Source organism: Salinivibrio sp. ML198, from assembly GCF_001996015.1.
In the GTDB taxonomy this organism is placed as follows: domain Bacteria; phylum Pseudomonadota; class Gammaproteobacteria; order Enterobacterales; family Vibrionaceae; genus Salinivibrio; species Salinivibrio siamensis.
In genome coordinates this window covers 25,807-46,808 of sequence record NZ_MUEZ01000005.1, presented here as the reverse complement: position 1 = coordinate 46,808, position 21,002 = coordinate 25,807, and the positions used below count along the sequence as shown (strand labels likewise).

The following is a 21,002-nucleotide window of genomic DNA, read 5'->3' as shown; positions in this document are numbered from 1 at the left end:
ACCGAGATGGTGAGCCATCATGAGGTCCCGCCCAGCAGAGCCTGGGCGGATAACGGGATCGCCGGCCCGACTTCCGGCTCAAGGAGGAATCATTATCGCTACTTCAACACCCCCAAACTCACCCCAACGCGGTGACAGCCAGCAGGCTGCTACCTCGACCGATTACATGGTCACCGAGCTTGCGCAAGGTGGCTTCTTCCAAGGCATGCACCGCGGCATGACCATTTGTTCAGCCGTATTGGTACTGGCGTTTGTACTGTTCACCGGCTTTCAATCAGAGACGGCCAGTGTCTTGTTTGGCACCACGCGCACCTGGATTGAAAGTACCTTTAGTGGCTACTACCTGGTCACCGTGATGCTGTTATTGACCGTGTGCGGTTTTATCGTTTTCAGCAAGTACGGCAACGTGCGTCTTGGCCCTGACGACAGTCGTCCAGAGTTTAGTAATTTCTCCTGGTTCTCGATGCTGTTCTCTGCCGGCATTGGTATCGGCATCCTGTTTTTTGGGGTGGCCGAACCTATCTTTTATCTCGATAACACCGGTGGATTTGGTTACCCCAACAATCCCCACGCCGACATGGCGGGCGCGGCGACCATTGGCTATGAGCGCGCCATCGATGCGCTGCGGGTCACCGTGTTCCATTGGGGGCTGCATGGCTGGGCCATCTATGTGATTGTCGGTATGTCGCTGGCGTATTTTGCCTACCGTAAGCAACTCCCTTTGGCCCTGCGCTCGGCGCTTTATCCTTTTATCGGCGATCGTATTTTCGGCGCCTGGGGCCATCTGTTTGACATCCTCGGGGTGCTGGGTTGCGTGTTTGGCGTGGCGACTTCACTCGGGCTTGGCGTGAGTCAAATGGCCGTGGGGCTGGAGCGCTTGATGGGTATCGCCTCTGGCTTATCGACCCAACTGGTGTTGATTGCGGTAATTTCGTTTATCTCGATTGTCTCGGCGGTCTCTGGTGTGCGCCGCGGGATCCGTATTATCTCGCAGATGAATATTTGGGTGTCGGTGTTTGTGGTTGGCGTCTTTTTAATTGGCGGCCCCACACTGTGGTTGTTCGGCGCGTTTGGTGAAACCTTACTCGACTATGCGATTAACTTTATCCCAATGGGGCTGTGGTTTGCTGATGAGCCGGGTACGGTAGATTGGCAGCAGGCTTGGACTATTTTCTATTGGGGCTGGTGGCTTGCCTGGGCACCGTTTGTAGGGTTGTTTATTGCGCGTATTTCCAAAGGGCGCACCCTGCGTGAGTTCGTGTTGGGGGTATTGTTTGTGCCTACCTTGCTGATCTTTGTCTGGTTGGTGATTTTTGGCGGCAATGCTATCTATCAAGAGCTGTATGCCAGTGGTGGTGTGGGCAGTGCTGGCATTATCGACTTGGTTAATGCTTGGGAGCTGCCAGCGGCCTTATTTGCGGCAGCTGATGGCATTGTCGGCACCGGGGTGTTCGGCTGGATACTCTCGGCTCTGATGGTATTCTTGCTGATGAGCTGGTTTGTGACCTCGTCGGACTCGGGCACCTTGGTGCTGACAACCATCTTATCACTGGGTGACGAAGAACCACCGCAGCGTTTCCGTATTATTTGGGGCGTGGTGATTGGCTTGGTGGCAGCAACGCTGCTAATGGCCGGCGGCCTTAAGGCGCTACAGACGGCGTTGATCGCCGCCGCCTTGCCACTGAGCGTGGTGATCCTGGTGATGACCGCCGGGGTGCTGATCTCACTGTTTGGTGAGTCGCGCCGCTCGCTAGTGGCGGCTAAAAAAAGCTAGCCGCTAAAAATAGCTGGACGCGAAAAAATAGCGGTTTGAGGCGTCGCTCCGAGACGCGCTAAACGCGAGACAAGCTGCTCATTCCGTTGACGATTAAGGTGGCGGGGTGAGCGGCTTTTTTATCTATCTTGCCTTTCTTCTTTTACTGGCTTTGGGCTTTTCGCATCTGGCGCGGTGACACACCGTAGTGGGTGCGAAACGCGCGGGAGAAACTCGAGCTTGAGCTAAAGCCACACGCCAACCCCACGGATAATACATCAAGATCGGTTTCTTTTAGCAAGTAATGGGCACGCTCTAGCCGCAGCCCCAAATACCAGCTTCGTGGTGACTGGTTCAGCTCGCTGTCAAAAAGCCGTTGCAGATGGCGAAGTGAGATACCACTGCGCTGAGCCACTTCCGATAAAGGCAGGGGGGAGTCTATATGGCGTTCCATCACATCCACCGCGTCGACCAGGCGCCGACGATGGGTGCCTAAACGGCGGGCGAGTGTCATTCGCTGTTGATCGCGCCGAGTACGAATGCGCTCGTGCACCAGCTGCTCAGAGACGTCGATCGCTAACTGGGTGCCGTGACGACGCGCAATCACATCCAGCGCCATGTCCATCGCCGCTGCGCCCCCTGCGCATGAAAAACGCCGCGGTCCCAGCTCAAATAGCTCATCTGAGGTACTGACTTCCGGAAAGCGCTCTTGAAACGAGGGCAGGCTTTCCCAATGTAAGGTGACCCGCTCACCCTTGAGCAAGTCGGCAGCGGCCAGCAAAAAGCAACCGGTATCAAGCCCACCCAGCGCGCACCCTGCCGCATCAAGACGGTGCAGCCAGCGCATTAAGGGGCGACTTAAATAAGCTTCAGGATCAAAGCCGCTACACACGGCCAGCGAGGGCAGGTCATGCACCGCATCAATGGCTTTATCTGCCAGCAATGACATGCCGTTAGACGCCTTCACCGGTTTGCCATCCTCACTGATCATTTGCCAATCAAATAGCTGCTTGCCACTGATTTGGTTGGCAATACGCAGTGGCTCGACGGCAGAGAAAAAGGCCATCATCGAGAAGCGGGGCAGTAAAAGAAAGCCGATACATTCCGGCATCGGGCCTGTGTATTCAAGACGCATGACCGCACACCAAGCGTAAAAATAGGGAGGATATGATGACTGGCCGCCGGTATGGGGGTCAAGTCATGCTGATTGCGGTGAGCGAGGAAACCGGGACTGTGGCACCACCACCAAAAACAAAGCCCGCACTTTTCAGTACGGGCTATATGTATTATGGGCGCCTTTTTAACTTAAAAAGCGCCAAGCACCAAGTCTTGACACTAATAAGAACAAAAAGCATGTTGATAAAACAATTGAAAAACAGGTGCTTACGACAAATATCCGACGTAAACCATTTTCAATATTTTCTTCATCTCCACTACCGACAATAAACATCCGGCGTGGCTCTTGAGAAGGGCCGATAATATGGAACGGTCCGTTCATTTTCCCGAGTGAGTTTAACCAATGACCTATTTGTTGCGCGGTTGAATTATAGTCCCATTCTTTTGGGGTCGTATTTGGGTGGTATAATTTAAGATTGCCTCCGATCTCTTTCATGTAATCGGTGCGCCACATTTTCAAGCTTTCGTCTAAGATCTCGTCAGTCTTACTGACCTCAGCGCCGTCAGTTGTTGTTAAATGACCAATAACGTAGCCGGGGCCTGCTTCAATGCGTTCCTCACAATAGCGAACCTGACTCGATGGAAGCCCTAAGTCCCTCGGACGGAAGTATTCACTCACTGTTTTCAGACGCAGGTTTGCCCAGTTAGGTAGAATAAAACACTGGCCAGTTTCATCAACCAGTCGGAAGGGACGAGGGTCGCTCTCACTATAGACGGTGACCCACTCGACATCATCGCCGGACTTTCGCGCTTCTTCCATATAGACGCGATACCAGACGCATGGCTTACCGGTAAACGGCGCATAGATAGGCTCATCGGGATTAAGCGGTTCGAATTGCCCTTTAAGTTCTACATAGCCTTGTGGAGCACTACGGACAAGCGATGTTGGCGTGTCAGCAACCACTCGGTAGGCGCGGAATTTTATGATTGCAATAATACCCGCAAAGGTCGCGAAAGTACCCGTGAAAAAAAGCGCCCCAATGAAAAACATCGAATCCATTTTTTCGATGTTCCAAGCGAGTTCCATTATCAGATGATCCATGTCTTTATTTACCTTGATAACAATAATGACTGGTGTCTATTGGCCACGACTAATTACCGAAAAGCGCTGACAGGTTGTGGTCCTGTTTTTCAGATTCTTGGAACTCAAGCAAGTCAAAGGCTTTGAAGTTCATAAGGTTGGCTATCAATACATCAGGGAATTGCTCAATACGAATGTTGTTAGTGTTAACTGATGCGTTATAGAATTCACGGCGATCGGCTATCTGGTTTTCTAATTCAGAAATGCGTGATTGCAGTTGCTGGAAAGACTCATCGGCCTTGAGATCTGGATATTCTTCTGCTAATGCCAAAAGTTGACCCATACCACCACGTAATTGCTCTTCGGCGTGACCTACTTTTTTTGCATCGCCTTCCTGACGAGCGTCCTCAACTTGATTACGAGCATTAATCACTTGGACAAGCGTTTCCTGCTCGTAGCTCATATACTGCTTTGCAGTATCGACTAGCTTGGGTAATTCATCGTGGCGTTGCTTGAGCAAAACATCGATATTAGACCAAGCCTTGCTCACATTGTGCTTAACGGCGACCAAGCGGTTATAAATTCCGATGAGATAAAAGGTCGCGCTAGTCAATAAGACCAGTAAGATGACCGTGATGATCAGGCCCATGCTATCTCCTAAATTGATGCTTTATTAATCCCTGATTGCTAGGAAGGGATGGGTGTTTTGATGGAAGAGGGCAAAAACTACCAGGAAATTTAAAATATTCAATTAATGAGGGGAGTATGAAGTGCTAAACGTTAAGGCGATTCCAAAACACGTTTGCCACTCGTGTTTCTGGCCATAAGCACAGTATTCCGAAATCAAAGAATGCTAATTTGAGCTCGTACATTATCGCATCTAATTGTCACTATTGTTATCTGTGCGGTATTGCTGCTGGAAATTAAGGTTGAGAACTATGATTAAAAAACGCCACAGTTACTTCACCAGTCACTGTGGCGTTTATCTAGCTATTTATACTGGTTAGCATCAATGCGTTCGTCTGAGCTAACACATTGTTATGCTAGCTTACCAGCCTTTTACGACTGCGCCGTCAAAGATTTCCATCGCGGCGTTGTAAACCGCATCAGTTTGGTAGGCTTTAACAAAGGTTTTGACGTTTTCTGCGTCGACGTTGTCTTTGCGCGCCACAATCAGGTTCACATAAGGCGATTCTTTGTCTTCAACAAAGATACCGTCTTATTTTACTGAATCTTGTGCCGATTTCCTTAGTCGAAACAGCCCACACGATTGCATACGGTTTTTATACATTCACTTTAACGCTGCGCCGGGAAGTGCTGTTCAAGGAATGCCATCACATGTGGCACGTATTTATCGGTATCAAACACAGCCGCGCTGTGTCCAACACCTTGCTCAATAAATAGCCGATTATCAATGCCATAGTCGTCGAGTTTAGATTGAAGCAGTTGGCTTTGTGACACTGGAACACGCTTGTCTTCTGCACCATGAAGCTGGATAAAAGGGGGCGTATTTGAGTTGATGTAGTGAGTGGTCGACGCTCGTTGTGCAATATCCGGTATGTTGCTCGGTATATCACCTAAAAAGCGCGCGACAGATGATCGCTTGCTCGCTTTTTTGCCATGTTTCTTGCCCAATGCCATCAAGTCTGTGGGACCAAAGAAACTGACCACTGCTTTCACTCTATATTTAGGATTGGAGGTATAAAAAGCGATATTGCTATGTGAGTTGGTGGCTCCCACTAACCCGGCTAAATGCCCCCCGGCTGAACGGCCCATCATCGCTAATTCATCCGCTCTAATATGATATTGATTTGCATGATCGTGGAGATAATTAAGCGCATCATTGATGTCCGTTAAAGGGGCGGGGAATATCGCCTCACCGCTTAGGCGGTAATTGACAGCAGCCAATGCATAGCCCTTTTCTAACACGGCCTTGAGTAATGTTGGGTTCTTAGTTGGGATGGCATCTTTGCTTCCTCGCTTCCATGCACCGCCATGTACCCAAACCAAGAGCGGGTATGGTTGATCAGCTTGAGCGCTGGGTGTGTAGAGATCCAAGCCAATTGCTTTCCCTTCGACCTGTTTATAAGCAATATCCTTATGCATTACATGACTCTCGCTGGCATTTACTGAGGACATACAAATTAGAGAAAGAGATAAAAACTTTATGAGTAATTTCATATTTATTGCTCGTATTAGAATGATGTTTCAACTGCCAACCAATAACGACGGCCATCTTCAACGTAGCCATATTCATCGTAAGTGGTTTGCTTGTCTAAAAGGTTATAGATGCCGGCCATCAGTTTGAAATGGCGGTTGAGCTGCCAATTGGTGCCAAAGTCAACATAAGTAACGGATGGTGCGGTCTGACTTCTTGAATCGATACTAATCGGATCGGATTCTTCACTACGATAGGAAACGCGTAGCCATGAGCCAATGTCATCTTGAATAGCCCAATCAGTGTTGAGCGCGACCAAGTGGGTAGGGACCTGAGTTAATGGCTGACCTTTGTCTTCACCAGCGCGTTTTTCTGAGCGTGTGTAGGTGTAGGTCGCGGTTACATCCAGACTTTTTGTCAGTGCTTTTTTGACCGACGCTTCACTGCCATAAGTGATGGCTTCCTCGATATTGGCATAGGTGGCGTCACAGGCACGCGCGGTGCAGTTTGGATCAAGGTTAACGCGGTCAATTTTGTCTTCAAAGTCGTTATAAAAAACAGTGACGCTGGTACTTAACATGTCTATATCTTCATAGTACAGACCAAGTTCGGTATTGACTGAGGATTCCGGTTTGAGGTCAGCGTTGCCATATAGGTCGCATCGTCCATTACAGCTCTCTTGTACCCAGTCTTCTTCCATTTCGGTCAGGCTGGGCGCGCGGTAGCCTGTCGATACCCCCCCTTTTATCGCCCAGGTGGCGCTGGGAGACCATACTGCGTAAACCCGAGGACTAAGATGGGAGCCGAATTGTTCATTGTTGTCGTAACGAAGCCCTAAGGTGAGAGCAATATTATCGCTGACGTACCACTCATCCTCGGCAAAGACAGACCATTGTGCATTGCGAAACTCGAAACTACCGTTGTCGAGCACTTCACGCTCAAAGTTGGTACCAACCGAAACATAATGAAGGTTAAGCGTTTTGGACCACTGCGTTTTCGCTCGGATATTCTCTACCTCTAACGAGCGACCCACGTTCTCGACTGATTCCATACTAAAATAGGAGGATCCGCTAATATCGCTGTAGCTTGCTTCGTGTCCAATTCCGATAGATTGCCGGTTATTGTTGGTTTCTGAATCGCGGGTTCTTGTCTTTCCGGCGGTGTTTTCCCGTGTTTGGTCGTGGTGGGTGTAGTCTACACTGATGGTATCGTCGTCAGTGGCAGTAAAGTGCAGTGATGCGCGATAGTTTTCGAGTGTTTTTCCACCATTGGCGAACGCAATGTCATCTTCAATGCGCTCTTGGTATCGTGCTGAAAGATTGGCACTGAGACGATCGCTGACTAGTGGGCCAGATAAAGACAGCTCGCCTTGATAATAATCACCCGATTGATTATTTTCTTGCAGCACGGATTCAGCACGCAGTTGGCCTGCCCATTCGGTGTTATCTTTGCGGGTAATAATGTTTATTACTCCACCAATGGCATCGGATCCGTAGAGGGTGGACATCGGGCCGCGTATCACTTCAATTCGCTCTATGGTGTTTAGAGGGGGCAGCCAGTCTTGCTCATAGCCACCACCGCCGCTAACTTGTGTTTCTCGCCCTGACTGCTTACGGCCGTCAACGAGAATCACTGTGTAGTCAGACGGCATTCCGCGAAGTGATATCTCTTGGCGTGAACCGCCACTTGTGATCACCACGCCTGGAACGTCTTGAAGAGCATCAGTGATATCTTTGTAGGCACGGTTTTCAATTTGAGACCGATTTATCACACTAATAGACGCAGGGGCTGACAGGGTGGACTGTTCATAACCAGTGGCGGTAATAACCATGGTTTCACTGGACGTCGAGGCCTCAGAGCGTGGCGTATCAGCCAAAGAAACCAGCGGGATTGTTAAGGTTAACCCTACCGCAAAACGATAAATAAAAGGATTGGTTTTAAACATATTGGGCAGCTAACAGTTTGGTAATTAATAATCGTTATCAATTAAATACTCATTAGCAAATGCTTTCAATCAATACCTTATTCGTAGAACAAAAACCCACTATGCGCTATTTGCAATATGGTCCTTTGAGTCAGGAGTAAGTAGTAGTGCTATCGAATAGCTCATCAAATAGCTCACGGATCCAGACACACATAGGGTCATCGTGAAAGCGTTTGTGCCAGCATAGATAGACTTTCGAAAAATGTAACTGCAAGAGTTCAGGGACTTCTCGAGTGATAAGCCTTTCGTCGTGACAGGCTGCTTGTGCAAAAGGGGTAGGCAAATGGAAAATGATATCGGTTTGAGCAGCAATGTTTGGCGCAGAGCTGAAGTTAGTGATTTGTATAGGTGTGGAGAGGCGTCGCTTTTTATTCGCTAACCCCAACTCAATAAATTTGTGCTCAAGCGATAGTGTCTTTTCACCTTGTAATGAAATTTGTCCAAAATTGCACTGACTTAAGTTTTCTGCCGTCAATGTCATATTTGCTAAGGGATGGTTGCGGTTCATCAGTAAACGAAAATCTCGTTGTGCAACGGCTTTTCGGTGAATACTTTGCTCAGATGTCGGTGGCTCGTGTGACGATAAAGAAAAGTGGATATCACCCGCAGCAAGCTTTTCAAAATGCTGCTGTGGCGAGGTGTCTATGCTGACAATGAGGTTAGGCGCTCTCTCGCGAATAGCGGCAACGACGTCTGGCATCAATGTGTTGATTTGTGGTTGTAATCCGTAAAAACGAACGGTGCCTGCTACCTTCTCAGGTTCAAATGAGTTCTTATGCGAAAGCTTCTCTAAATTAATGATTAAAGAAGAGATATCTTGCTTAATATCTTCGGCTTTGGGAGTGAGGGCAAAGCCAAAACTTGTACGCACCAAGAGCTCGTCATCGAAAAAAATCCGCATTTTTTGTAGTGCTCGGCTGACAGATGATTGACTGGTATTAAGTAGAAGTGCGGTATTGGACACATGCTTTTCCTCGAGTAAGTACTTGAGAATATAAAGAGATGTCACATCGATGTTGGGTATTTGCATAGTAGGGTATTTAATCAGTGATGCCAGTCATTGAAGCCGTAATGTTGGAATCAACATACCAGAATCTTGTATAAGATGAACAGCACCCCTCCTATTCAAGTATGTAGGGTCTGTTTTTTGGGGAGAGTTACATTTTGATACCTCTCACCACTAAAAAAAGCCCGCGCTTTTCAGCACGGGCTTAATCATTTCAGTATGTTACGCGTAGTGGCTTACCAGCCTTTTACCACGGCGCCGTCAAAGATTTCCATCGCGGCGTTGTAAACCGCATCAGTTTGGTAGGCTTTTACAAAGGTTTTGACGTTTTCAGCGTCGACGTTGTCTTTGCGCGCCACAATCAGGTTCACGTAGGGTGACTCTTTGTCTTCAACAAAGATACCGTCTTTGCTTGGCGTTAGGCCCACGCCGGCGGCAAAGGTATTGTTGATAATAGCCAAGTCCACATCTTCCAATGAGCGAGGCAGTTGTGGGGTTTCTAGCTCGATGATTTCTACGTTTTTCGGATTCTCAACGATATCCAGTTTGGTGGCGTTGATGCCTGCACCTTCTTTGAGCTTGATGATGCCTTGCTGCTCAAGCAATACCAGTGAACGGCCCAGGTTCGATGGGTTGTTTGGCACCGCAATTTTACCGCCTTCTGGTAGATCCTCGACGCTATCTAGCTTGTAAGAATACGCTGCAATCGGATACACAAAGGTGTTGCCGGCAATCGCAAACTCATAACCACGGTCTTTGATTTGTGCGTCTAAGTACGGTTTGTGCTGAAAAGCATTCACATCAACTGAGCCATCGTCCAGTGCCGCGTTTGGCGAGACATAGTCGGTAAAGGTCACTAGCTCTACATCAAGACCGAGCTTTTTCGCTTCTTTCACCGCATGTTCAGCCACTTGTGCCTCTTCGCCCGCCATCACGCCCACGGTGATGCTGTTATTATCGGTTGCGGCTTGTTCTTTCTCACCGCAGCCAGTCAGCACCAAGGTTGAGGCAAGGCCAAGGGTGGCTAGTAGCGTTTTAATGGTGGTTTTCATTGTCTGTCTCCCTGTTTGGAACATATTCGTCATTATTGTGTTTGATTTAGCGGTGATCGGCGCGTCGCACCAAGTAATCACCAAAAGATTGAATCGCTTGTACTAAGACCACCAGCATCACAACGGTGATCAGCATGACGGTGGTATCAAAGCGTTGATAGCCATAGCGGATGCCCACATCCCCAAGGCCACCACCGCCGACGGCACCGGCCATGGCTGAGTAGCTCACCAAGGTGACCAAGGTAATGGTGGCGCCATTGATGATGCCCGGCAGTGCTTCAGGTATCAGCACTTTACAAATAATTTGGAGCGGGTTCGCGCCCATCGCTTTGGCCGCTTCTTCTAGCCCTGCCGGTAGTTCCAGTAACGCCCCTTCAACCAAGCGGGCAATAAATGGAATCGCGCCGACGGTAAGTGGCACAATCGCCGCCGCGGTGCCGATTGAGGTGCCAACCACCATGCGGGTAAAGGGAATAATCGCCACCAGCAAGATAATAAAGGGGATGGAGCGACCAATGTTCACTATTGCGCCAAGCACCTGGTTAACTTGTGGCTGACCCAGCAAACCACCGGGTTTGGTCACATGCAGTAGCACGCCTAGTGGGATACCAATCACAAAGCCCATGATGCCGGAGGCAAACACCATATACAGGGTTTGGCCGGTGGCCTCGAGGAGCAAGTTGATAAGGGCGCTGTTTTCATTGACCCATTGAGTGAGTTGATCAATCAACATAGCCAAGTACCTCCGTGTTGACATGGTGCTTGTTGAGGTAAGTGATGGCGTTTTCAACCGCCTCTTTTGGACCCATGATTTCCGCAAGCAGTAGGCCGAATTTCACGCCGCCGGCGTAGTCGATATCTGAGCTTAAAATGCTGATGTCGATATCAAACAGACGCGAGATCTGGCTGATTAATGGGTCATCGACCGTCGCGCCGGTAAACTCGAGGCGCACCAAGGGGTAACTGCCTTCGAAGTATTCTTGTTGTAAGCGCTGGGCAAAATCATGCGGCACTGACAAGTCGAGGGTTGAACGAATAAATTGTTTGGCCAAGTCGGATTTGGGGTGCGCAAAAATCTCGCCCACCGGACCGGACTCGACGAGCTCGCCATCGCCAATAATAGCGACGTCGTCACAGATACGTTTGACCACATCCATTTCGTGGGTGATCAGCAAAATGGTGAGGTTGAGCTTTTGGTTGATGGTTTGCAGCAGCGACAGAATGGATTGCGTGGTGGCCGGATCCAGTGCGCTGGTGGCTTCATCACAAAGTAGAACGTTGGGGCTTGGCGCCAATGCACGGGCAATGGCGACACGTTGTTTTTGTCCGCCACTGAGGCTGGCAGGATACACATCACGCTTATCGGCCAAGCCAACCAGATCGAGCAGTTCGCTCACGCGGGTTTCAATCTCATCGCGGCTCGAGCCACTTAGCTCAAGCGGTAGGGCGATATTATCGAACACGGTGCGTGACGAAAGCAGATTAAAGTGTTGGAAAATCATCCCGATTTTACGGCGCGCTTGGGTCAACTGGCGGCTGGGTAACGCCGTGAGGTTAGTGCCACCCACTTTGACTGAGCCGCTGGTTGGGCGCTCGAGCAGGTTAACCATCCGGATTAGGGTACTTTTCCCTGCGCCGGAGGCACCGATCACACCAAATACTTTCCCCTTGGGAATAAATAAGTTGATGTCATTAAGGGCATGAATTCGGCGTTCCCCGAGTTCGAATACCTTGTTGAGGTTGGTTATCTCAATCATCACATGTCCTTGGCGAATAATTTGATCACAGCAGACTCACTCAGCGGCTTGTGCCACATTCTTGCTGTCGCTCTGGTTATTGATGCTATGAGTTAGTCAAAATTAAGTCAATGGATATTTTTACTTCTGGACGTCTAAATGGCAATAAGTCCAATCGCTTGGTTATAAACTCAACAGTAGGCTTGATCTCAAACGATAAAGGACGTTTACTAGGAGCCCCTGTAGTGCTTTGTTCTGATTACGCTTTATGCCAACTGCTTTGATTGATACCACCATGCTTTCCTTGTTCATCCCGACCTTTTTTCTGGTGTCCGTGACCCCTGGGATGTGTATGACCCTCTCGATGACGCTGGGAATGACCATCGGGGTTAAGCGTAGCCTGCATATGATGTGGGGCGAGTTAATTGGCGTGGGGCTAGTAGCGATTGCCTCGGTAATTGGGGTGGCGGCAATGATGCTTAACTATCCGTCGATCTTTCAGGTGTTCAAATACGTCGGTGGTGCCTATCTGGCGTTTCTTGGGGTGCAAATGTGGCGATCTCGCGGGAAAATGGCTATTCCGGAGGATGATGACGCTAGCCCCAGTGAAGCATCAGCGTGGTCCTTGGCGACCCAAGGGTTTGTCACCGCGATTGCCAACCCCAAAGGCTGGGCGTTTATGATTTCGCTGTTGCCGCCATTTATTAATCCTAAATTGGCGCTGCCTAGCCAGTTAAGTGTGCTGGTGTTGATTATTCTGCTGACTGAATTTAGCTGCTTGATGCTCTATGCCAGCGGTGGTCGCACGTTGCGTCGATTTTTGCAGCAAAGAGGCAACGTGCAACTGCTCAACCGTGTCGCCGGCACCTTGATGGTAGGCGTTGGCGTTTGGCTGGCGCTGGGATAGGACGTGATTAATCCGTGCCACGCCCGTGATGCTCAGCGACCAAAGCGGTAAAGATCGCTTTGGCGGTGGGGAGAATCGCATCGGGAAAATCATAATCGGGGTTATGTAGCTGTGGATGATGCTCACCACTGCCAATGCCAAATAACGCCCCTGGCCAGCGAGCAAGAAATTCGGCCACATCTTCCGACCAGCGCATGGGCTCGGTGAGCCTGTGAACCGCTAACCCTAACGACTGCGCGGCATTGACCACATGCTGCGTATGGTGTGTGCTGTTCTCGGCCGCGATAAAGGGTTCATGCCAGCTAACATTGACCGTTAATCCTGCCCGAGCCGCGAGCGTGTTCACTTTGTCGACTAAGTCGGCCTTCATGGCGTGAAAGCAGGCGTTGTCATCACTGCGCAAGGTAGCCATCACGGTCGCCTGGCCGGGCGCGACGCCGTAGGCGGGTTCTCCTAACTGAGCGTGAACCAAGGTGACGAGGCTGTTGGCGTCTGGGTAGGCGTCGGGCAGTTGTGTCAGGGTATGCATCACGCCTGTCATCGCACTGGCGGGGCTGATCCCACGCTCTGGGTAGGCGGCATGAGAAGTTTTTCCGTACAGCTCAATAGCGACCCCGGTTGATGCGCAGGCAAAGGTGCCGGGGCGCACCACGATTTGATGCTGATTAAAGTCGGGGAGATTGTGAAAGGCGTAGACATTATCAATCTGCACGTTGGCAATCTCGGGGGACTCGCACATACGCGCTGCGCCTTCACCGGTTTCTTCGGCAGGCTGAAAGGCGAGCAGCACAGTGCCGCGAGCGGGCGGAATGTGGCTAAGCTCGGCGGCGACGGCCAGCAACGCCGCGGTATGGCCATCGTGGCCACAGGCATGCATCACGCCTGGGTGCTGGGAGCAGTAAGCCTGTGATCCACTCTCTTCAATCGGCAGCGCATCGAAATCGGCACGTAGTAAGGTGGTGGGCCCTGGTGCCGCGCCTTGAATGGTAACCAGGATCCCGTGACCACCGATATCAGTGGCAGGGTGAAAGCCAAATTGCCGCAATTGGGCGGCGATGGTGCGGGCGGTGAGGGCTTCGTGATTAGAAAGCTCAGGGGTTTGGTGCAGGGTATGCCGTAGTGTGACGGGATCGAATTCGTTAGCCATCGTCGACTCCAAAACCAGAATGGATACGCCATGCTAGATCGCGTTTGCATGTCACGTTGTGAACGCAAACGCAAAAAAGCCAGCAACAGGTGCTGGCTTTTGTTTTATCCGACAGAGCGTGGTGCAAATTACACTTGGCCGTTGTCTTCAGCTTGTTTCGCTTGGATAGCGGTCAGGGCCACTGTGTAAACAATGTCGTCTACCAGTGCGCCACGCGACAAGTCGTTCACTGGCTTGCGCATGCCTTGCAGCATTGGACCGATAGACACCAGCTCAGCAGAACGTTGTACCGCTTTGTAGGTGGTGTTACCTGTGTTCAAGTCTGGGAAGACGAACACGGTCGCTTTACCGGCAACCGGTGAATCCGGTGCTTTTGACTTAGCCACGTTTTCCATGATGGCCGCGTCGTACTGCAGTGGGCCATCAATCACGAGATCAGGGCGCTTCTCTTTGGCAAGGCGGGTGGCTTCGCGAACTTTATCCACGTCAGCCCCTTTACCCGAACTACCGGTCGAGTAAGAGATCATCGCTACGCGCGGCTCAATACCGAATGCGGCGGCAGAGTCGGCTGATTGAATTGCAATTTCAGCCAGTTGTTCCGCGTTTGGATCCGGGTTGATCGCACAGTCACCGTAAACCAGCACTTGCTCAGGCAGCAGCATGAAGAAGACCGACGACACCAAAGAGGCGTTCGGCGCTGTCTTGATGATCTGCAGCGGTGGGCGAATGGTGTTAGCCGTGGTGTGCACGGCACCAGAAACCAGACCGTCCACTTCGTTGGCTTCTAGCATCATGGTACCCAGTACTACTGTGTCTTCCAGGTGCTCTTGCGCAATCACTTCGGTGATGCCTTTGCTCTTACGCAGCTCAACCAAACGGGCAACATATTTGTCACGCGCTTTCACTGGGTCAATGATTTCAACGCCTGCGCCCAGGGTTACGCCCTGTTGATCAGCAACACGTTTGATTTCTTCTGGGTTACCCAAAAGCACACACTCAGCAATTTTACGCTCGGCACAGATAGCGGCGGCTTTGATGGTGCGTGGCTCGTCACCTTCTGGCAGTACAATGCGCTTGGCGGCTTTACGCGCAAACTCGGTGAGCTGATAACGGAAGGCCGGTGGGCTGAGGCGACGCTCACGGTTAGAGCCAGAGCTTAGTGACTCAATCCAGTTACCATCAATGTGGCTGGCTACATGGTCGTTCACAAACTCAACGCGCTCTTTGTCGTCAGCCGGAACTTCGAGGCTGAAGCTTTGCAGGTTGAGTGAGGTTTGCCAGGTGTTGCCAGCGGTGGTGAATACCGGTAGGCCCGTTTCAAAGGCACGATCACACAGTGCTTTGAGCTGATCAGGGATCGAGTAACCACCGGTCAGCAGCAGTGCACCAATCTCTACGCCGTTCATTGCTGCCAAGCAGGCCGCGACAATCACGTCTGGACGGTCTGCCGAGGTCACCAGCAGTGAGCCAGGACGGAAGTGCTCAACCATATTAGGAATAGAGCGTGCGCAGAAAGTAATGCTCTTGATACGGCGTGAGTGAATTTCACCTTCGTTGATGATGGTGGCATTCAAGTGCTTGGCCATATCGCTGGCACGGGTGGCAATTAAGTCGATTTTCCACGGCACACAACCCAGTACACGGATTGGGCTCGAGTTGAAAATCTGCATCACTTCAACGTTAGTTGGACGCGCGCCGTCTGCATCGTCAAAGATTTCTGACAGATCAGGGCGGGTGCGGCCAGCATCATCCACAGGCGCATTGAGCTTGTTGATGATCACGCCAGAGATATTGCCGTTTTTGCTGCCACCAAAGTTGGTGCACGCAAACTCGATACGCTCTTTTAGCTGGGCTGGGTTGTCGGTACCTGGTGTGGTGACAAAGACAATCTCTGCATCCAGCGTCTTGGCGATCTCGTAGTTGATTTGGTTGGCAAACGGATGGTTACGCGTGGTGACCAAGCCTTCAACCAGCGCCACTTCGGTGTTTTGGGTGGCGCGTGTGAAGCGTGCAAGCACTTCTTCAAGCAGCACGTCTTCTTGATCGGAGCGCAGCAGATCTTCGGCCTGGTTCATGGACATCGACTCGGCGACTTTCATGTCACTGTTGGCGTGAATGATTTCTGTCGTCAGGTCTGTCACATCGGTGTCGCTACCGTGATGTGGCTGGGCAATGGGTTTAAAAAATGAGACGCGAACGCCTTTACGCTCCATCGCTCGCATTACGCCGAGGCTGATACTGGTCAGACCGACGCCGGAGCCGATTGGAATTAGCATAATAGTACGGGACACGTTGACTTCCTCTTACTATCTGATTGGCGTGCCGGACAGGCCGGCACAAATATAAAAACGGCTGAGTGGAATCAGCCGTTGGGAATGGTCTTACAGGCCAGTTAGGCGCGCAGTATCTTGCGCAATGACCAACTCTTCGTTGGTTGAAATCACCATGGCTGGCACACGGCTTTCGTCTGTGGTGATCACGCCTTCGCCACCAAAGCGCGCTTTCAGGTTACGCTCTTTGTCGACATCAACACCCAGTAGCGACAAGCGCTCAAGCACGAGCTCACGAATTGGACCTGAGTTCTCACCGATACCGCCGGTGAAGACAATCGCATCAAGACGGCCGTCTAGGGTCGCGGTGTAGCTTGCTACGTATTTAGCAAGGCGGTGACAGAACACGTTCATTGCACGCGTGGCTTCTTCTTTCTCACCGTAGTTGTCTTCGACAAAGCGGCAGTCAGAGGTCACTTCGGTCAAGCCTTGCAGGCCAGACTCTTTGGTCAGCATGGTGTTGATTTGCTCAACGCTGTAACCCAGTGCATCGTGCAGGTGGAAGATAATTGCTGGGTCTAGATCACCAGAGCGGGTGCCCATGACCAGACCTTCCAATGGGGTCATACCCATTGAGGTGTCGACGGATTTGCCGTTTTTAATCGCACAAACTGACGCGCCGTTACCGAGGTGGCAGTTAATGATGTTCACTTCTTCTACAGGCTTGCCAAGCTGCTCAGCGGCGGCGTTAGCGATAAAGTAGTGTGACGTACCGTGCATGCCATAGCGACGGATGCCGTGCTCTTTATAAAGGTTATAAGGCAGTGCATATAGGTAGGCTTCTTCTGGCATCGTTTGATGGTATGCCGTATCGAATACCGCCACGTTTTTCAGCGCAGGGAAGGCTTTTTTCGCCGCTTCGATACCTACGATATGGGCAGGGTTGTGCAGCGGTGCAAAGCTGGCTGCATCGTGGATCCCTTTCAGTACATCGTCCGTAATTAATGCTGACTGGGTAAAGTGCTCACCACCGTGAACAACGCGGTGGCCAATGGCACCTAGGTTCTCGGCAAGCTCAGGCTTTGAGGCAAGAATGGTATCGACAATGAAATTAAGGGCTTCATTGTGTGCGGCACCTTCGCCGAGTTGGGCTTCATGCTTACCGTCCATCTTCCACTTAATGCGGGCTTCTGGAAGGTGAAGGCATTCGGCTAGACCGGTAAGATGCTCATCGCCTGATTGAGCGTCGACAATGGCGAACTTCAAAGAGGAGCTTCCGCAATTGAGTACGAGAACCAGCTTGGACATGTATGACTACCTATGTTTCGTATGACAAAGTGTATTGAACAAAAAGGATAGTGGACAAACAGAGACACTACCTTTTTAAAAAAAGAATTATCTCATGCGTTGTCGCGGGGAAAGAACCATCTTTATCCGTCCTGGATAAATGAACGCTCCGTCGAGTACAACCAGATTAGGTTGCGAGACAATCGAATCCGAGCAACAATGATAAAGTGCGCTAAGGATAGCGGGACTTGATACAGATAACAAAAATTTTTTGAGCAATACTGGTTAAATTTGAAAGTTTTTAAACAGTTTGTTTAATTTTTATTGTAAAAGTTGAGTGACAGCGAGTCGAGTCACACTGAGTAAGTGAGGTAGGTATGACAACGAATAAGTCAATCTGGCGCTGCCTGCAAGACGGTCAGAAGTACATGCAGGAATGGCCAATGAGAAAGGAGTTGGCACCGGTCTTTCCCGAAAACCGGGTGATCACCATGACTCGTTTCGCGATTAAAGTCATGCCTGCAGTGGCGGCAATCAGTGTATTGCTGCAGATGTCGGCCAATAATGTGCAAGGGCTACCGCAAGCGGTGATTGTGGCCCTGTTCGCGTTGAGCTTGCCGGTGCAAGGATTGTGGTGGTTGGGTAAGCGTCGTGATACGCCTCTGCCGCCGGCGCTCGCGGGTTGGTATCGTGAGCTGCATCAAAAGATCACCAGCGAAGGCCATGCGATGCAGCCGATCAAAAACCAGCCACGATACAAAGAGCTTGCGCATGCGTTAAGCCGCGCGTTTAAAGTTGATCGTGCCGCCTTAGAGCGCTGGTTCTAACAGACACGCGGGGTCGTCGCTATCGCGCAGATATCGGCCATCGACTATCGACGCGCTAACGAGAAGAAACGATAACAAAAACGCCGACCAGCTGGTCGGCGTTTTTGTCTGTGGGAAAGTGTATGTGGGAAAGCGTGAGCACTAGCTATTGGTGGCGCGCTTGCACTGGGCGTCACCTTGCCCTTTCATTTGGCTCACCGCTTGACGCATTTCATCCATCGACAGCCAACGCTGTGGCATGGGCTGCACGTGTAAGCGCAAGTCGGGTGCGTCGTCGCTTAGCATGGTTTGGTCGCTCACCGCGGTGATCAGTGCGATGCGCAGTTCAGGGTCGCGGGCGTGAATTTGCGCAGCGGTTCCCAACCCTTCCGCCACGTGAAATCGACCGGCGATATGCACAATTTGGCTGTTGGGGTGGGCAGCATGATACTCGACGATGCTTTCGGCCATCGTGGCATCCCACGCAAGCTGAGCCGCATATTGGGCGTCTGTTTGGCTGGCGCTGCCATGGTGCATATTGGCCTTAAACTTGCGCTTATAGGGGGAGTCTTGGGTATCGATGGTGTCGGCAAACCAGCCACGCTGTTGCTCGGAAAGGCTGTCGAGATACGACAAGCCTTGCTGACCAATACAGCGCACCAGCCGCTTGGGGGCGTTGGCAGCAATCACCTCGATTTGGCGTTGCTTGGCCAGTTCAATCAAGGGGCGGTAACTGCCGTCATAGTTATCCCAGGCTTTGGCTTGCCGCTTTAACGTGTCTTCGCCGATCTCGCCGGCAAGATATTGGTCAAGGACGGGTTGCGCATCGCGACTGAATTGCTCCATCGACAGGGCCACTGGGTGTTCTGAGGCGAGCTGGCTGAGTAGCTCAGCTTGAAAGCGGTGCACGCCTGGATGGCCGTGCCATTCGCCAATGAGTACCACATCGGCATCCGCCACTTGGCGGGCCACTTGGGTCAGGCTCAATGATTCGCCCTCTGCGCGAGTGACTTGGTAGTCAAATAAAGTGGCAAGCGCATCGGTTTTTGCATGAAGCGTCGAACTGGTGAATACGATGCAGGCTGCGGCGAGCCAGGCGCTGATGATACGAACCGATACGCGACCTTGTTTCATGGGATGTCTCCTTGGCTATCATTGCTCGGCGGCGTGATGGCGATACACGCGCAGGGTGAAGTCGGCGTCACACTCAAAGGCCTCGCTGTTGGCTAAGGTGTCACGCCATTCATCCGAGGCGCGCCAGGCAAAGGGCGTCATTTGCAGCAGAGTCAGGGCTTGCTCACCTGCCAATGTCATCGAGTAATGCAGTGAGTGCTCACTTTCAAGTTGGAAGCCTGGTAGGGCTTCAGGTGGCGTTTCGTGTAAACGCACCTCTTGATAGATACCGGCTTTTAGCTGAAATAGATGACGTGGACCCGGCGTGACCGTCACCACCACGCCGCCAGGCTTAATCGCGCGCGCTAACTCTTCGCCGTTACAGGGCGCATAAATCCGTACCACACCATCCAAGCTGTTGTCGGCAAACGGCAGGCGCTGGGAAGAGGCGACCGAGAACTGACACTGTGGGTACCACTTGGCCGCATAACGCACCGCCACTTTGGCAATATCTAATCCGTGTACCGACCATTGTTGCTCTGCGGTTTGATCGGCAATCGCGTGGGTGTAGTACCCTTCACCACAGCCGACATCCAAGATGGTTTTGTGCTCGCCACCGAGCGCTTGGGTGAGAGCGTCAATCATCGCTTGGCGCATCGGCGCATAGTGGCCAGCGTTTAAAAACGCCCGACGCGCTTGGGTCATGGCCTTGTTGTCGCCCGGATCTTTAGAGCGCTTAAATTGCACGGGGAGCAAATTGAGGTAGCCTTCTTTGGCGCGGTCAAATTGGTGATTGTTCGCGCAATAGGCGCCACGTGAGGTGGCTTGCAGAGACTGTTGGCACAGTGGGCATCGATAAATCATGGTCGTTCGGTGTGTTAGCGTGAATGGGCTTAAGGGTACGGGCTTGCGATGGATTCGACAAGCGCGAGACGCGCAAATAAAAAGCCGCCTCGCGGGCGGCTGGGATTCGGGATGGTCGTTCTCTGCGGTTTAGGCGGCGAGGATTTGCTCAATCTCGGTTAAGCTTAAGTGGAATTGGCGCGGGCAATGACGCCATACATCCAGCATGCGACGGTATTTGTCCAACATGGGCATTTGGCTGTTAAAGCGATGCTCGCCCTGATCGAATTGCGGATAGAGTCCCTCCGTATCGACAAGAAAGCGGACATAATGCACTAACGCACCTTCGGTGGCGGCGTCGAAGCCCCAGAATTGAACGCGGCGCGGTGATAAGGCGGCTTGGTTGGCGTCGTCCAAGAGGTTGTATGAGGCCTGCATGGCATGGTGCATTTCCATGATATCAATGATCTCACGACACTGGGTTTCGCATAGCGCCTCGAACTGGCTGATCACTTCTGCCATTTGCAAGCTGTAACCGCGCTCAATAATGGTTTGTAAGCGGCGATACTTTTCGCTATTAGAGGGATCGAGGTGGCACATTAATTGGTATTGATTAGATAAAATTAGACGTTGTGCAGGGGTCATATCCATCGCGGTTGGCCTCTTAACTCTCAAAGGTACAATAGTCATTCATCAATTGATGAGGGAATAAATAGAGACTACCAGCTCTATGAGGGGGAAAT

General features: G+C 51.2%; 18 protein-coding genes and 1 pseudogene. 3 read left to right on the top strand and 16 right to left on the bottom strand.

Annotated features, from left to right (window positions below; genetic code table 11):
* Nucleotides 1-19: 19 nt before the first annotated feature.
* Nucleotides 20-1,774 (top strand): BCCT family transporter, encoded by a 1,755-nt coding sequence (locus BZG25_RS04580; protein ID WP_077638590.1) that lies wholly within the window; start codon nucleotides 20-22, stop codon nucleotides 1,772-1,774.
* Nucleotides 1,775-1,916: 142 nt separating this feature from the next.
* Here BZG25_RS04580 and BZG25_RS04575 read toward each other — a convergent pair whose 3' ends face one another.
* From BZG25_RS04575 to metN, 10 genes and pseudogenes are all read right to left on the bottom strand, one after another.
* Nucleotides 1,917-2,888 carry a GlxA family transcriptional regulator gene (locus tag BZG25_RS04575; RefSeq protein WP_077638589.1) on the bottom strand — a complete coding sequence of 324 codons (972 nt, stop codon included), beginning with the start codon at nucleotides 2,886-2,888 and terminating at the stop codon, nucleotides 1,917-1,919.
* 165 nt (nucleotides 2,889-3,053) lie between these two features.
* Nucleotides 3,054-3,971, bottom strand: a complete 918-nt coding sequence (locus BZG25_RS04570; protein WP_131826102.1) for a hypothetical protein — start codon at nucleotides 3,969-3,971, stop codon at nucleotides 3,054-3,056.
* A gap of 49 nt (nucleotides 3,972-4,020) precedes the next feature.
* The gene (locus BZG25_RS04565) at nucleotides 4,021-4,599 is read right to left on the bottom strand and encodes a LemA family protein (RefSeq protein WP_077638587.1); all 579 of its coding nucleotides are present in this window, start codon (nucleotides 4,597-4,599) and stop codon (nucleotides 4,021-4,023) included.
* Between the two features lie 399 nt (nucleotides 4,600-4,998).
* A pseudogene (locus BZG25_RS04560) lies at nucleotides 4,999-5,169 on the bottom strand (MetQ/NlpA family ABC transporter substrate-binding protein); the annotation flags it as partial.
* Between the two features lie 77 nt (nucleotides 5,170-5,246).
* Nucleotides 5,247-6,131: an alpha/beta hydrolase gene (locus BZG25_RS04555; protein ID WP_077638586.1), complete on the bottom strand. Its 885-nt coding sequence runs from the start codon at nucleotides 6,129-6,131 to the stop codon at nucleotides 5,247-5,249.
* Between the two features lie 14 nt (nucleotides 6,132-6,145).
* Nucleotides 6,146-8,053, bottom strand: coding sequence for a TonB-dependent receptor domain-containing protein (locus BZG25_RS04550; RefSeq protein WP_077638585.1), 1,908 nt, complete (start codon nucleotides 8,051-8,053; stop codon nucleotides 6,146-6,148).
* Between the two features lie 130 nt (nucleotides 8,054-8,183).
* Nucleotides 8,184-9,122 carry a LysR family transcriptional regulator gene (locus BZG25_RS04545; RefSeq protein WP_046073666.1) on the bottom strand — a complete coding sequence of 313 codons (939 nt, stop codon included), beginning with the start codon at nucleotides 9,120-9,122 and terminating at the stop codon, nucleotides 8,184-8,186.
* A gap of 212 nt (nucleotides 9,123-9,334) precedes the next feature.
* Entirely contained in the window at nucleotides 9,335-10,150 is an 816-nt protein-coding gene (gene metQ, locus BZG25_RS04540) for a methionine ABC transporter substrate-binding lipoprotein MetQ (RefSeq protein WP_077638584.1), read from the bottom strand.
* A gap of 46 nt (nucleotides 10,151-10,196) precedes the next feature.
* Nucleotides 10,197-10,883 (bottom strand): methionine ABC transporter permease, encoded by a 687-nt coding sequence (locus BZG25_RS04535; protein ID WP_077638583.1) that lies wholly within the window; start codon nucleotides 10,881-10,883, stop codon nucleotides 10,197-10,199.
* Nucleotides 10,873-11,907 carry a methionine ABC transporter ATP-binding protein MetN gene (gene metN / locus BZG25_RS04530; RefSeq protein WP_077520233.1) on the bottom strand — a complete coding sequence of 345 codons (1,035 nt, stop codon included), beginning with the start codon at nucleotides 11,905-11,907 and terminating at the stop codon, nucleotides 10,873-10,875. The genes BZG25_RS04535 and metN overlap by 11 nt, the downstream gene beginning before the upstream one ends.
* Nucleotides 11,908-12,154: 247 nt before the next feature.
* On the opposite strand from metN, the gene BZG25_RS04525 reads away from it, so the two are divergent.
* On the top strand, nucleotides 12,155-12,793 hold the full coding sequence (locus BZG25_RS04525; RefSeq protein WP_046073662.1) for a LysE family translocator: 639 nt from the start codon (nucleotides 12,155-12,157) through the stop codon (nucleotides 12,791-12,793).
* A gap of 7 nt (nucleotides 12,794-12,800) precedes the next feature.
* Here the strand turns inward: BZG25_RS04525 and BZG25_RS04520 are convergent, their stop codons facing one another.
* The 3 genes from BZG25_RS04520 to BZG25_RS04510 form a co-directional block, all read right to left on the bottom strand.
* A complete protein-coding gene (locus tag BZG25_RS04520; RefSeq protein WP_077638582.1) occupies nucleotides 12,801-13,940 on the bottom strand; it encodes an amidohydrolase in 1,140 nt (379 codons plus the stop codon).
* A 128-nt stretch (nucleotides 13,941-14,068) separates the two neighbouring features.
* Nucleotides 14,069-16,216: a phosphate acetyltransferase gene (gene pta, locus BZG25_RS04515; protein WP_046073660.1), complete on the bottom strand. Its 2,148-nt coding sequence runs from the start codon at nucleotides 16,214-16,216 to the stop codon at nucleotides 14,069-14,071.
* A 105-nt stretch (nucleotides 16,217-16,321) separates the two neighbouring features.
* Entirely contained in the window at nucleotides 16,322-17,518 is a 1,197-nt protein-coding gene (locus BZG25_RS04510; protein ID WP_046073659.1) for an acetate kinase, read from the bottom strand.
* Between the two features lie 356 nt (nucleotides 17,519-17,874).
* Between BZG25_RS04510 and yfbV the strand changes: the two genes are divergently transcribed.
* Nucleotides 17,875-18,324 carry a terminus macrodomain insulation protein YfbV gene (yfbV, locus tag BZG25_RS04505; RefSeq protein WP_077578559.1) on the top strand — a complete coding sequence of 150 codons (450 nt, stop codon included), beginning with the start codon at nucleotides 17,875-17,877 and terminating at the stop codon, nucleotides 18,322-18,324.
* A 141-nt stretch (nucleotides 18,325-18,465) separates the two neighbouring features.
* On the opposite strand, the gene BZG25_RS04500 is transcribed toward yfbV, so the two are convergent.
* The 3 genes from BZG25_RS04500 to BZG25_RS04490 all read right to left on the bottom strand — a co-directional run bounded on the left by BZG25_RS04500 (nucleotide 18,466) and on the right by BZG25_RS04490 (nucleotide 20,910).
* Nucleotides 18,466-19,437, bottom strand: coding sequence for a ChaN family lipoprotein (locus BZG25_RS04500; RefSeq protein WP_077638581.1), 972 nt, complete (start codon nucleotides 19,435-19,437; stop codon nucleotides 18,466-18,468).
* Between the two features lie 18 nt (nucleotides 19,438-19,455).
* The gene (rlmA, locus tag BZG25_RS04495; RefSeq protein WP_077578557.1) at nucleotides 19,456-20,280 is read right to left on the bottom strand and encodes a 23S rRNA (guanine(745)-N(1))-methyltransferase; all 825 of its coding nucleotides are present in this window, start codon (nucleotides 20,278-20,280) and stop codon (nucleotides 19,456-19,458) included.
* Between the two features lie 129 nt (nucleotides 20,281-20,409).
* Nucleotides 20,410-20,910 (bottom strand): YfbU family protein, encoded by a 501-nt coding sequence (locus tag BZG25_RS04490; RefSeq protein ID WP_077578556.1) that lies wholly within the window; start codon nucleotides 20,908-20,910, stop codon nucleotides 20,410-20,412.
* Nucleotides 20,911-21,002: the final 92 nt, after the last annotated feature.